This window comes from Dyadobacter linearis, from assembly GCF_907165045.1.
GTDB lineage: Bacteria > Bacteroidota > Bacteroidia > Cytophagales > Spirosomataceae > Dyadobacter > Dyadobacter linearis.
The window spans coordinates 25,735-38,500 of record NZ_CAJRAU010000008.1 but is presented as its reverse complement, the minus strand read 5'-3'; the positions used below and the strand labels follow the sequence as shown (position 1 = coordinate 38,500).

The following is a 12,766-nucleotide window of genomic DNA, read 5'->3' as shown; positions in this document are numbered from 1 at the left end:
GCATTCTTTATGAACACTGAAAATCATGCAAATCTAATTGATATTGGAACTGGCATTTATACCATTGCGGATATTGCCTCCATCCTAAACCTGCCTGCTGGAAAAGTGCGAAGGTGGATGAAGGAATATTGGAATGCGCAGTTCAGATCTTCTGATGGTGTAGGCTTTTCCGAAGGGTCCGGCAGAAACCTTGTAACCAACTTTCATACATTAATAGAATTCTTCATATTCTACCAACTTCGCTCAGAGGGCGTGAGTATGCAGCGAATTGTGAAGGCCCACCAGCTTTTGGCAAATATTTTTGACACAAAATATCCCTTTGCGTCTTCAAAAGTCTTGACAGATGGGAAACAGATTTTGTTCGAGGGAAAAACGAATGAAATCATTCAGGCTGACCAGACGCTTCAAATTATTATTAAAGATATTATCGAGCCCTTTTGCAAGAAAATAGATTTTAACCATAGCGAGTTGGCTGAGAGATTTTATCCTCTCGGAAAGGAACATGCCATAATTGTTGATCCTCATAGGCGATTTGGACAACCCTTGGTTGGCAATTCCAATATCTTGGCGGAAACAGTTCATTTACTTCTGGCTGGTGGAGAATCGGAGACAACGATCAAAAATCTATACGATTTGTCGAGTAAAGAGATCAGAGATGTAATTCTTTTCTATCAGAGAGCAGCATGATAAAAATTTACATTGACGAGAATATTTCTCCGCACATCGCTACCGGTCTTAATACATTGCAAAGTCCCCTAAATGATGGATTTGAAGTGCTTTCGCTGGAAAGCGCTTTTGGACGAGGAGTTCCGGATGAAGAATGGCTACCTAAAATTGGACAACAGAATGCTATGATAATCACCCAGGACCTTAATATCCATAGAAACAGACGGCAGCGTGAACTACTCGAGAAATATGGAGTGGGAGTCTTTTTCCTAACTCCACCTTCCAAAAGTGGGTATGAATATTGGGAAATGGTGGAACAGATTGTTAAAAGGTGGAGGGATATTAAGAAGCTATCAAAACAAAAACGTCCATTCGCTTTTCGTTGCACTTCGCGAAGTACTGCATTTGAGACATGGTAATATGCCCCTTCGTATTACCTTTGCCGCATGGAACTCAAAAATGATCTTTTGCTTCGTGCGGCGCGGGGCGAGAAAACGGAGCGGACGCCGGTTTGGATGATGCGGCAGGCGGGCCGGATTCTGGCTGAATACAGAGCTGTCAGAGAAAAAGCAGGCAGCTTTATTCAATTGGCGACTACGCCGGAACTGGCGGCCGAAGTAACATTACAACCCGTTGATTTGCTGGGCGTTGATGCAGCGATTATATTTTCAGATATCCTGGTGGTACCCGAAGCAATGGGACTTCCGTACGAAATGATTGAGCAGCGCGGCCCTGTTTTTCCTGCGACTGTGCATTCACTAAAAGATCTTGAAAAGCTGCATGTAGCTGAGCCGGAAACTGATCTCAAATACGTGCTCGACGCGATCAAAATTACCAAGCAGGGACTGGAAAACAGGGTTCCATTGATCGGATTTGCAGGTGCGCCTTTCACGATTTTCTGTTATATGACAGAAGGAAAAGGCTCCAAAACATTTTCAGTCGCGAAAAAGCATTTGTACGCCGATCCTGAGTTTTCTCACGCATTGCTTCAAAAAATAACAGATAGCACGATCGCCTACCTGAAAGCGCAGGTAGTGGCCGGCGCAAATCTCGTGCAGATATTCGATTCCTGGGCGGGCATTCTGTCGCCCGAACAGTACCGGATCTTTTCACTCCCTTACATCAAGCAGATCTGCGACGCGATTAATGAAGTACCTGTGACGGTTTTCGCCAAAGGTGCTTTTTTTGCAAGAAAAGAGATCAGCGAACTGAGCTGTGAAGTAGTGGGACTTGACTGGAATATGGATATCCGCGAGTCACGCGCACTGATTCCGAACAAAACTTTACAGGGAAACCTGGATCCGTGCGTGCTCTACGCTTCTTACGATCAGATTAAAATAGAAGTAAAGAAAATGCTGGAACAGTTTGGCACCCAGCGATATATTGCCAACCTCGGCCACGGCGTTTATCCGGATACCGATCCGGACAAAGTCCGTTGCTTCATCGAATCTGTCAAAGAATATTCAAGTCTGTAAATGTCTTCGTTAAAAACAAAATGCGTTTTCCTCGACCGCGACGGTGTGCTCAATGAGGATTGTACCAATTATACTTACGACCTGAAAGAGCTTGTTATCCTGGAAGGTGTGCCGGAGGCGCTCCAAATGCTCAAAAAGGCAGGTTATCTACTGATAGTTGTCACCAATCAGGCCGGGATTGCGAAAGGGTTGTATAAAGCTGAAAACGTGTACGCCATTCATGAAGCAATGCAGCAAGCTTCGGGAAATGCATTGGATGATATATACTTTTCGCCTTACCACCCGGAATACTCAGGCGCTTCACTTTCGCGAAAGCCAGGTTCTTTAATGCTGGAAAAAGCAATGGCGAAATATGATATTGACCCTCAACAATCGTGGATGATCGGCGACAGGGACAGAGATATGGAAGCTGGTAAAAAAGCGGGCGTAAGAACAATTCACATTGTTCCTGAAAAAGAAAATTCAGAGGGAGATTATGCGGCAGCCAGTTTATTGGAAGCTGCGCATATTATATTACAAACTGCAAATTAAGCCTTTACAACCGGCGCAGCCTGTGGTGCTTTTTGAACTGAACCGTAAGCAGGACAAGCATGTTTCGTGCAAGCTGAGGCTGCCAATGTTCCGCAAATCGCAACCAGAACTAAGATTTTCTTCATTTTCCGTTTGTATAAAGTTTTTGTCACCGTAAAAATATAAAAAAATTCTTTGAATGAGAGTTAGAATCTGACTAATAACGAACTCATTCAAAGAACTTTATATTAAGCGTATTAAATTTTAGTCTCGACCAATTCTTCCTCTACCTCTTCCGGCGCGTCTTCTTTTCCGTCGTTGTTATTAATCTGACTTATAAAAGGCTCTTCTTTAAAGCCGAGAATACGCAGCATGGAATCGCTGTTCTGCTCTTCGGCAAAAACGCGGGTGGTAATCTTCCCATCTTCGTCCTTGTCCACTAAAACGTGTTTCGGAGCTGGGATCAGGCAGTGCTGAATACCTCCGTAACCGCCCAGTGACTCCTGGTAAGCGCCCGTGTGGAAAAAGCCGATATATTGCTTTTCAGTCTCTTCCTCGAAAATAGGCATATACAGATCCGCACTGTGCATTTCGCTGTTATAAAAATCCTGCGAATCACAGGTCAGTCCGCCCAGGTTAACTTTTTGGTAGGGACTATCCCAGTTGTTGATCGGAAGCATGATGTACTTCTGGTTCATACCCCACGAATCTGGCAGCTGCGTGATAAACGATCCGTTGATCATGTACCAGAGCTCTTTGTCATTTTGCAGCTTTTTATCAATGATCTCATAGATCACCGCGCCACTTTCACCAACTGTGTAACTACCGAATTCGGTAAAAATATGAGGAACCGGAACGTTGTTCTTGTTACAGATCCACTGGATATTTTCAATGATCTCGTCGATCATCTGCTGGTAATCGTAACCCGCCTGCAAAGAAGTCTGAATAGGTAACCCGCCGCCAATATCGATCGAATCGAGTTCAGGGCAGATCTTTTGCATTTCGCAATATTTGAACATAAACCGGGTGAGCTCACTCCAATAATATGCGCTGTCTTTGATACCGGTATTGATAAAGAAGTGCAGCATTTTGAGTTTAAACCGGGGATTCGGCTCAATTTTCTCTTTATAAAGCTGCTGCACATCGTGGTACCGAATACCCAGACGTGATGTATAAAATGCAAAATTAGGCTCTTCATCCGTCGCAATACGCATCCCGAAATTCACCGTATCCGCAGTTACCTGTTGCTCGTAAGATTCGATTTCTTTGAGGTTATCCAGGATAGGTACCACATTGAAACCTTCGTTGATCAGCTCACTGAGGTATTGCGTGTAGCGGGGTAATTTATAACCGTTTGCAAGGATGTAGGTACTCTTGGTAACCTTCCCGCGGCGATATAGCTCGCGAATAATGGGGATATCAAACGCAGATGAAGTCTCAATATGGATGTTATGCTTCAACGCTTCTTCCAGCACGAAGCTGAAATGCGATGATTTTGTACAATAACAATAGGTATAAGTCCCCTTGTAATTGTGCCTCTTGAAAGCATTCCTGAAGAACATATTCGCATTCTCAATATGCTCCCCGATTTTAGGTAAATAATTTATTTTAAGGGGCGTACCGTGCTCCCTGATGATCTCCATCAGAGGTACATTGTTGAACAGCAATTCATTATTATCAACATTAAATTCCATTGTGGGAAATTCGAACGTCTGCTCAATAAGGTCAATGTAGCTGCTTTTCATTATATGCTCGTCGCGGTTGTAATGATGGAATTATAAGTAAAGGGAAATAAAAAGACGCGAAATTTGGATAGAATGTGCGTCATTTCCAAACACTGTTCACAATGAAATCATTCCCTTCATGCAACGTTTTATCGGCCGTTTTCAAAGGTTCATACCTCAAATAGTCCGTTTAAGAATTTTTTGATTGACCATCCGGACCAAGAGTGGCTACTTTTAAGCCCGGAGCCAGACCGAAAAGCTCTTTATCCGAAAAAACACCCTTCCTCCCGCTGATAATATGGCACTAGTTATTCGGGAAATAATACAAATTAAGTTATTGTTATCATTTCTTGGTTGGCTGCGAAAAAGATCTCTGTTATATGATATTATGCTGAGATAAGCGGCGAGATGCTTTCAGAAGATGGTCTGCAACACATTGAAGCTGCTTTATAAAGCATTGAAATAGAAAGAAATGCAGTAAGTGAAGGGAAAATTAGAAAACTTTAAAAATTCACAGAGTTTTCGTAGTTTTTATCATTCGAATATTTCAAATTTGCCTCCGTGAAAGATCGAATTATAAAATCAGCTTTGAATCTGTTTTGGCGCTACGGTATCAAGAGCGTTACGATGGATGATATTGCCAGGGATCTGGGCATCTCGAAACGGACTATCTATCAGCATTACTCGGACAAAGAAGCAATTCTGGCACTGGTTATCCAGGAAGAAATCAAGTCTCAAAAATGTGATATGGAAATGCTGGACTCGCAGGCTTCCAATCCGATTGAACAAATGCTTTACGCCTCGGTTCAGATGCGGGAAACGATGGCAAATATGAATCCGACTTTTTTATACGATCTGAAAAAGTATTACCCCGCAGCCTGGGACCTGTTTCAAGTTTATAAACATGAATATATCCTCAAAAGCATTCGCGACAACCTGAAATCGGGTATCGAGCTCGGACTGTACCGGCCGGATATTGATGTGGAAGTACTTTCATTGCTGCGCATCGAGCAGGTCGTAATGGGTTTCGACCCGACTATTTTCCCACTCAAAAAATTTGATCTGATGCACATTCAAATGGAATTTGTACATCATTTTCTGAGGGGCGTATTATCTGAAAAAGGATTTGAAAATTATAACACCATAAAAGATAAATCAGCAATTGAAATCAATACCCATGAAAAATAACCTGAAGAGTTTTGTCATCGCGTTTTTCGACGCGATGACAAAACAAAGAGATCGATTAATCGGTAATATTAATATATCCGACAGAATGCAATGTGTACCCATAAGGATACATGGTGATCACAAATTTGATCTGCCCCTTAAAATCGTTATTGTTATCGCTGCCACGTGAGCCAAGTATCTGGTTTTGCTGCCGAGTTTTACCTGTTACCGTTCTGCCTCCATGAGTGGATGATGTTACTTCGATTGACGTCTGAACACCTGTAAGTTCGGTACCGCCGTCGGAATAAGCCCTCGACTCTGCATCTATATACCATTTGTATCCTGTGGAACTTGTGCTAGAAGGAAAGGAATAGCAAGTCAGATAACCGTGAACAAACATGGACCCAACGGGAGGAATAGGAAGCGGGCCTCCTACCACTGATACGGAATATGGGCCAATACGGGCATTAGAGTCGCTTAAATTATTTAGGCCAGAAAAAATTCGTTGAAACCTGATATTATTTTTCGGACTATCCTCTGTACTCGTTATCAGAGTCTCGATCTGATCTAGTTGACCATTGAAGTTTTTTAATTCTTTAACATTATCAGGTGTGAATTGCAGTAAAGTACTCCCAATTCGAACTAACCCTTTTTCATTGATGAAGGCTTCAATACTTAACGGTAAGCTTTTAACCGATTGCTTTATTATTGATATGTCTCGATTATTTAACGCTTTTCGAAGAGCTAACACTTCTTCATTGACGAGATACTCAGTGTTTGCAATTCTGTATTCCTTGTATGAGGTAAAACCCGGTAGTTTCTGCCAGTTTTCTATTTTTTCATTCACTTCCGGACGTTCACTATCGGATAATAGTGACATTATTTCCTCAGCACTCGCGAACACCAGGTATCCTTGTTCAACCTTCGGTTGGATTAAACGAGCATCTACTTTTGTGGGATCTGATGAAATCTTAAAATCATCACCTTCCCTACACGAATTCAGTGCGACCAACAAGACAAATAAAACGACAAATTTTTTCATAACGATTTGTTGATTAAGTAAAACGAAAAAACATCATTATCTATAAAAATAGTTACATATGAGAGCAAAAACAAGCTATATTATTCTCATGCTTGTAATGAGCGTTATGCACAGTAATGCGCAAAACGGGAGTTACTCACTGAAAGACGCCGTCGATTACGCGATCAAAAACAACCTGAATATCAAAAATGCACAGCTCGACGCAGTTTCTGCGGAGGCCAGGATCGGCGAAATCAGGGCGGCCGGGTTGCCCCAGGTAAGCGCCAACTTCAACCTGACAGACAACCTGATCATTCAGCGATTTTTCCTCCCGCCCGGTGAGTTTGGCGGCCCAAGTGTACCAGCTACTGCTGAACCTGTTGCAATCGAATTTGGAGTAAGGTATCTCGGAACCGCTTCGGCGACCTTAAACCAGCTCATTTTCAATGGTTCTTATTTTATTGGTTTAAAAGCGGCGGCAACTTACCGTGAGTTGGCGCAAAAGAGCACTACTTCTTCGAGAGTACAAGTGGCAGAGGCGGTTACGAAGGCTTATTACTCAGCTCAGGTAGCCGAGGAACGTGCTAAGTTGCTCGATCTCAACATTTCCCGCGTAGATTCGCTCATGCGTGAGACCAAGGCTATGAATGCCAGCGGCTTCGTTGAACTTCTGGATGTGAACCGGCTCGAAGTGCAGATCAATAACCTGCAAACCGAACGCCAGAAAGTGCAGAACCTCATCGAGCTGAGTTATGCATTGCTGAAATACCAGATGGGAATGCCGGCGAACGAACCGATCAAGCTGATTGACGATATCAATGCAGTAAACATCGATTCCCTGAAATCTTCCTTCTCCGGCGCTGAACTGAATTACAGCAACCGCATTGAGTTTTCGCTGCTGGATACGCAGGAAAAACTCGCAGGACTGGATATTCGGAATGTGCGAGCGGGGTATCTTCCAAGTGTCTCGCTTAACGCAAGTTATGGTCACAACAACGGTCAGAGTACCTTTGCTAATTTGTTCTCCACGAGATGGTTCAACAATGCATTGGTAGCATTGAATGTGAACATTCCGATTTTCGATGGTTTTACAAAAAAGTACCAGCTCCACCAGCGGAAAATCGCATTGGATAAGATCAAAAACAGCCAGTCGCTGCTCAAACAATCCATTGATTTGGAGAGTAATCAGGCCATGATCAATATCAAGAACGCATTCGCAACACTGGAAACACAGCAGCGCAACCTGCAATTGGCAGAAGAAATTGTGCGTGTTTCCAAAATCAAATACAAAGAAGGCGTAGGCTCGAACATCGAGGTGATCAATGCGGAATCGTCACTGAAGGAAGCGCAAACCAACTACTTCACAGCACTATATGATCTGATGATCGCCAAAGTAGATCTCAGCAGAGCAAAAGGCGAACTTTATACCGAAACAGGAAATTGACCTTAACACTTACAAAACTTGAAACAGCTACTTACTAATACCATGAAAAGACATATTTTACTGATAGGCGTCCTGGCTACGATACTTGCTTCCTGCGGAGGTGAGAAGAAAAATGATCTGGCAGGCAAAAAAGAAGAGCTCGCCAAACTGAAAACAGAACAGGCCGAGAAAGAAAAGCAGATCAAGGCACTTGAATCTGAGATCACTAAACTCGATCCTAAAAAGGCCGCTGAGGCCAGGATCAAGCCGGTATCTATTGATACTTTGAAAGCCGAAACATTCCGTCACTTCGTAGAACTTCAGGGTACCGTCGATGCAAAGAACAACGTGATGGTTACGCCTAAGGCGGGCGGCGTGGTAGTCGCGATGAATGTAAAAGAAGGTGATTATGTAAAAGCAGGCACCATCATCGGCAAGATAGACAATAGCCTACTGCAGGAATCTGTGGAAGAATTGAAAACCCAGATGAGCCTGGCCAATACGATCTATGAGAAACAAAAAAATCTTTGGGACCAGAAAATAGGTACTGAGATCCAGTTCCTTCAGGCGAAAAATAACAAGGAATCGCTGGAAAGAAGAATGAGTACTTTGAATGCACAGCTGTCGCAAACCAATATCGTATCTCCAATGGCCGGGGTAGTGGATATGGTAAATGTGAAAGTCGGTGAAACGGCCTCTCCCGGAATGGGCGTGGTGCGGATCGTTAACCTGAGCAACCTCAAAGTGTCTGCGAAAGTATCTGATACCTATGCTGCCAGTGTTAAAAAAGGGGACGAGGTAATCGTGAAATTTCCCGACCTGAAAAAAGAATACAAGGCGCGGGTTTCATTTGTAAGTACTACCGTGGATCCGCTTTCAAGAACCTTTACGATCGAGGCCAATCTTCCGTCTAACAAGGATATCAAGCCTAATATGATGGCCAATGTGCAGATCAACGACGCGATCAGTAAAAATGCGCTGGCTATTGATCAGAACTATGTTCAGAGCACGGAAAAAGGCAACGTGGTGTACGTGGCGGTGACAGAAGGAAACAAAAAGATCGCCAGAGCCCGCGAAGTAAAAACGGGTTTGAGCTACAATGGGAAGATCGAAATACTCTCGGGGCTTACTGCCGGTGACCAGCTGATTACGCTAGGCTACCAGGAAGTTTCAGACGGTCAGCCGATTAGTTTTTGATAGCAAAAAACCATTCAACATCAGCTTTTTATGAAATTTAGCGAATATAAAACCCTTGGTTTTACCAACTGGTGCGTAGAGAATCGGACGACGATCTACATCTTTACGTTCATCATCACGCTGGCCGGGTTTATGGTTTACAATAACCTGCCCAAAGAGCAGTTCCCGGATATCAAGATCCCGCAGATCTACATCAATACCGTTTACTTTGGTACTGCGCCTGCCGATATCGAGAACACGATCAATAAACCCATCGAAAAGCAGCTTAAATCGCTGAGCGGGGTTAAAAAGATCAAATCCAATGCATTGCAGGATGTATCCGTGATCCTGGTTGAATTTACGCCGGATGTAGCTGTGGAAGTCGCATTGCAGCGAGTCCGAGATGCGATTGACAAGGCGAAAACCGATTTACCCCAGAACCTGGATACGGGCCCTACCGCGCAAGACGTAAACTTTTCGGAGTTCCCGATCATGAACGTGAACATCGCCGGAAATTATTCACTGAAACAGCTCAAACAGTTTGCCGAAGATTTGCAGGATGGAATTGAAGCGCTGCCGGAAATTACGCGCGTGGATATCCTGGGCGCATTGAACCGTGAGATCCAGATCAATGTAAATCTGGACCGCATGCGGTCGACCGGTCTGACATTCTATGATATTCAAACCGCGATCCAGGGTGAAAACATCAACGTTTCAGGTGGTGAATTAAATGTAGAAGGTGTTAGAAGGACTTTGCGTGTAAAAGGTGAATATACCAATGTGGCCGACATGGCGAATATCCGCATTCGTACTGCCACAGGCGCGACGATCCGGTTGGGCGACGTTGCTGACGTGCGGGATGATTTTGAAGAACAGCAGGATTTCGCACGTTTGGCCAACAAATCGGTAATTACCCTGAACGTCATCAAACGTTCCGGTGAAAACCTGGTAGCCGCGGCAGATAAAATCGAAGAAACAATCGCCGATTTCAAGGAAAACCGTTTCCCGCCCGGATTGGACATTAATATTACAGCCGATCAGTCGATCCAGACAAGAGCTGATCTCCACGATTTGATCAATACGGTTATCCTCGGATTTATATTCGTAGTAATGGTACTGATGTTCTTTATGGGTGTGCGCGACGCGATCTTTGTCGGGTTGTCGGTGCCGCTCTCGGCTTTGGTAGCCTTTGTAATGATGCCGATCATCGGGCCGCTGGTAGGGACTGAATTTACTTTGAACACCATTGTACTCTTTGCATTCCTGCTCGGTATTGGTTTGGTTGTGGATGATGCAATTGTGGTAATTGAAAATACCCACAGGCTTTTCAACAATCATAAAGACTGGACGATCCAGCAGGCGGTGAAAGCAGCGGCAGGTGAGGTATTTATCCCGGTACTTTCCGGAACACTTACTACCATTGCACCATTCTTCCCACTGCTTTTCTGGACTGGTATAGTCGGGGAATTTATGAAATTCATGCCGCTCACGCTGATCATTACGCTGGGCGCATCACTTTTCGTAGCCTATGTAATGAACCCTGTTTTCGCAGTATCATTCATGGGCCGTCACGACGACGAAAAAGAAGCCCACGATACCAGCTTCAAGGCGATCCGCAGACCTGTGATTGTTTTGGGAGTAGCTGCATTGATCGGCTACCTGGTCGATCGTGGTATTGGTAACTTCATAGTATTCATATTGGTACTCTGGATTTTCAACCATTATATCCTGACACCAAGAGTACTTGTTCCATTCCAGGACAGACTGTTGCCTGCATTGAAAAATAACTATCGTAAACTGATCGACTGGCTGCTGCGCGGCTGGCGTCCAGTGGTTGCGATCGTATCCATGCTGGTACTTTTAGTAGTTACATTTATTATAACCGGTATTGCCCAGCCAAAGGTACTTTTCTTCCCAAGCGGCGATCCTGACTATGTGTACGTTTACGCTAAAATGCCTATTGGAACAGACGCAAGAGTGACGGATTCTGTAACCAAGATCATCGAGAAAAAGGTTTTTGATGTTTTGGAGAAGGAAAAAGCGATGGATATGGTCAACTCGGTGATTGCCAATGTAGGTAAAAACGCCGGTGATCCTTATAACCCAGACCGCGCTGCAACGCCGCATAAATCTAAAATCACGGTTGCATTTGTGTATGGTACCGAGCGTGGCGGAAGATCTTCGGAAGCGATCCTTCGGAAAATAAGGGCAGCGGTAGCGGGTATCCCGGGCGCCGAAATATCGGTTGAACGGGAAGCAGTAGGTCCGCCAACAGGTAAGCCGATCTCCATTGAGATTTCGGGAGATGAATTTGAGCAGTTGCAGGCTCTTGAAAAAACGGTATTGAAGCGCGTTGAACAGTCCGGTATCGAGGGTATTGACCAGCTTCGGTCCGATCTGGTGACTAACAAGCCTGAAATTGTAATTGATATCGACCGTGAAAAAGCGCAGCGCGAAGGGATCAGCTCCCAGCAGGTAGCACTTGCAGTTCGTACCGCATTGTTCGGTCTGGAAGTTTCCAAATTCCGCGATGATAAGGACGAATATCCGATTATGGTGAGGTTGGAAAAAGATGATCGCGAGCAGATTGAGAAGCTTTTGAGCCTCAATGTGGTGTACCGCGATATGAATATGGGCGGTGCATTGCGCCAGGTGCCTATTACTTCGGTGGCCAATATCCACTACTCAACTACATTCAGCCAGATCAACCGCCAGGATCAGCAACGCATAGTTACCTTGGGATCCGACGTACTGCCCGGCTACAACGCCAATGAAATTGTTGCGCAGATCCAGACATTGATCGAAGATATGGAGGTACCAAATGGCTATACCATTAAAATGGGTGGTGAACAGGAGGAACAAAACGAATCGATGGCGTTCCTGGGAACTGCATTCGGTGCGGCGATCCTGTTGATCTACCTCATCCTCGCGACGCAGTTTAACTCGGTTGTGAAACCTTTCATCATCTTCTTCACGATCGTACTTTCACTGATCGGGGTGTTATTGGGTTTTGTGATTTTCAAAAAAGATTTCTCGGTGATTATGTCGGGTGTGGGTATTATCGCGCTGGCTGGTATTGTGGTCAAAAACGGTATCCTTCTCATTGAATTCATCGAAGAGCTGCGAGGCAGAGGTTATCCGATGCGTGAAGCGATTATCGAAGGCGGTGCGATCCGTTTGACACCTGTATTGCTTACCGCGTCGGCGGCCGTGCTTGGCCTTGTTCCTCTTGCATTGGGTATCACAGTCGATTTCGTCGGACTTTTCCGCAACCTCGAACCCGACCTGATCATCGGCGGACCAAGTTCGATTTTCTGGAATATCCTCGCCTGGACAATCATTTTCGGTCTCACCTTCTCAACCGTACTTACGTTGATATTGGTACCGTGTATGTATTATGTAAATGAGAGGGTTCGTGAAAAATGGTTCAGAAAAGGCAAGCAGGAAGTTGTGAACCCGAACTGGCAGAACGAAACGATCTAAAACTAGGAATACTGCCTGTCTCAATTTTTTTCAAACTGAGATAGGCAGTATTCCAAAAATTCCTAGATTTGCAACCCCAAAGAATCGGGTAACCGGCGTTGAGAAGGCACTCAAATACCTC

At 44.4% G+C, this 12,766-nt stretch carries 11 protein-coding genes; 8 read left to right on the top strand and 3 right to left on the bottom strand.

Annotated features, from left to right (window positions below):
• Positions 1-9: 9 nt before the first annotated feature.
• The 4 genes from KOD92_RS22710 to KOD92_RS22695 are packed head-to-tail and all read left to right on the top strand — an operon-like array spanning position 10 to position 2,672.
• Positions 10-687, top strand: a complete 678-nt coding sequence (locus KOD92_RS22710) for a DUF433 domain-containing protein (protein ID WP_215235908.1) — start codon at positions 10-12, stop codon at positions 685-687.
• Positions 684-1,085 carry a PIN-like domain-containing protein gene (locus tag KOD92_RS22705; protein ID WP_215235907.1) on the top strand — a complete coding sequence of 134 codons (402 nt, stop codon included), beginning with the start codon at positions 684-686 and terminating at the stop codon, positions 1,083-1,085. The genes KOD92_RS22710 and KOD92_RS22705 overlap by 4 nt, the downstream gene beginning before the upstream one ends.
• A gap of 27 nt (positions 1,086-1,112) precedes the next feature.
• Positions 1,113-2,141, top strand: coding sequence for a uroporphyrinogen decarboxylase (gene hemE, locus KOD92_RS22700; protein WP_215235906.1), 1,029 nt, complete (start codon positions 1,113-1,115; stop codon positions 2,139-2,141).
• Positions 2,142-2,672, top strand: coding sequence for a D-glycero-alpha-D-manno-heptose-1,7-bisphosphate 7-phosphatase (locus KOD92_RS22695; RefSeq protein ID WP_215235905.1), 531 nt, complete (start codon positions 2,142-2,144; stop codon positions 2,670-2,672).
• On the opposite strand, the gene KOD92_RS27565 is transcribed toward KOD92_RS22695, so the two are convergent.
• On the bottom strand, positions 2,669-2,797 hold the full coding sequence (locus tag KOD92_RS27565; protein WP_255567400.1) for a hypothetical protein: 129 nt from the start codon (positions 2,795-2,797) through the stop codon (positions 2,669-2,671). The two genes, KOD92_RS22695 and KOD92_RS27565, sit on opposite strands and share 4 nt — an antisense overlap.
• Before the next feature lie 111 nt (positions 2,798-2,908).
• The gene (locus KOD92_RS22690) at positions 2,909-4,396 is read right to left on the bottom strand and encodes a type III PLP-dependent enzyme domain-containing protein (RefSeq protein WP_215235904.1); all 1,488 of its coding nucleotides are present in this window, start codon (positions 4,394-4,396) and stop codon (positions 2,909-2,911) included.
• Between the two features lie 540 nt (positions 4,397-4,936).
• Here KOD92_RS22690 and KOD92_RS22685 point away from each other — a divergent pair.
• Positions 4,937-5,563, top strand: coding sequence for a TetR/AcrR family transcriptional regulator (locus KOD92_RS22685; protein WP_215235903.1), 627 nt, complete (start codon positions 4,937-4,939; stop codon positions 5,561-5,563).
• Positions 5,564-5,618: 55 nt separating this feature from the next.
• Here KOD92_RS22685 and KOD92_RS22680 read toward each other — a convergent pair whose 3' ends face one another.
• Positions 5,619-6,584, bottom strand: coding sequence for a hypothetical protein (locus KOD92_RS22680; protein ID WP_215235902.1), 966 nt, complete (start codon positions 6,582-6,584; stop codon positions 5,619-5,621).
• Between the two features lie 58 nt (positions 6,585-6,642).
• On the opposite strand from KOD92_RS22680, the gene KOD92_RS22675 reads away from it, so the two are divergent.
• From KOD92_RS22675 to KOD92_RS22665, 3 genes are read left to right on the top strand one after another with little or no spacing between them, the layout of a single operon-like run.
• Positions 6,643-8,007, top strand: coding sequence for a TolC family protein (locus tag KOD92_RS22675; protein ID WP_229254806.1), 1,365 nt, complete (start codon positions 6,643-6,645; stop codon positions 8,005-8,007).
• Between the two features lie 42 nt (positions 8,008-8,049).
• Positions 8,050-9,183 carry an efflux RND transporter periplasmic adaptor subunit gene (locus KOD92_RS22670; RefSeq protein WP_215235901.1) on the top strand — a complete coding sequence of 378 codons (1,134 nt, stop codon included), beginning with the start codon at positions 8,050-8,052 and terminating at the stop codon, positions 9,181-9,183.
• A gap of 30 nt (positions 9,184-9,213) precedes the next feature.
• On the top strand, positions 9,214-12,645 hold the full coding sequence (locus KOD92_RS22665) for an efflux RND transporter permease subunit (protein ID WP_215235900.1): 3,432 nt from the start codon (positions 9,214-9,216) through the stop codon (positions 12,643-12,645).
• Positions 12,646-12,766 lie beyond the last annotated feature (121 nt).

What these genes read in the sequence shown, in the direction of transcription:
- KOD92_RS22710 (WP_215235908.1), top strand. Translation starts at nt 10, where the DNA reads ATGAACACTGAAAATCATGCAAATCTAATTGATATTGGAACTGGCATT.
- KOD92_RS22705 (WP_215235907.1), top strand. Translation starts at nt 684, where the DNA reads ATGATAAAAATTTACATTGACGAGAATATTTCTCCGCACATCGCTACC.
- hemE (WP_215235906.1), top strand. Translation starts at nt 1,113, where the DNA reads ATGGAACTCAAAAATGATCTTTTGCTTCGTGCGGCGCGGGGCGAGAAA.
- KOD92_RS22695 (WP_215235905.1), top strand. Translation starts at nt 2,142, where the DNA reads ATGTCTTCGTTAAAAACAAAATGCGTTTTCCTCGACCGCGACGGTGTG.
- KOD92_RS27565 (WP_255567400.1), bottom strand. Translation starts at nt 2,797, where the DNA reads ATGAAGAAAATCTTAGTTCTGGTTGCGATTTGCGGAACATTGGCAGCC.
- KOD92_RS22690 (WP_215235904.1), bottom strand. Translation starts at nt 4,396, where the DNA reads ATGAAAAGCAGCTACATTGACCTTATTGAGCAGACGTTCGAATTTCCC.
- KOD92_RS22680 (WP_215235902.1), bottom strand. Translation starts at nt 6,584, where the DNA reads ATGAAAAAATTTGTCGTTTTATTTGTCTTGTTGGTCGCACTGAATTCG.
- KOD92_RS22675 (WP_229254806.1), top strand. Translation starts at nt 6,643, where the DNA reads ATGAGAGCAAAAACAAGCTATATTATTCTCATGCTTGTAATGAGCGTT.
- KOD92_RS22670 (WP_215235901.1), top strand. Translation starts at nt 8,050, where the DNA reads ATGAAAAGACATATTTTACTGATAGGCGTCCTGGCTACGATACTTGCT.
- KOD92_RS22665 (WP_215235900.1), top strand. Translation starts at nt 9,214, where the DNA reads ATGAAATTTAGCGAATATAAAACCCTTGGTTTTACCAACTGGTGCGTA.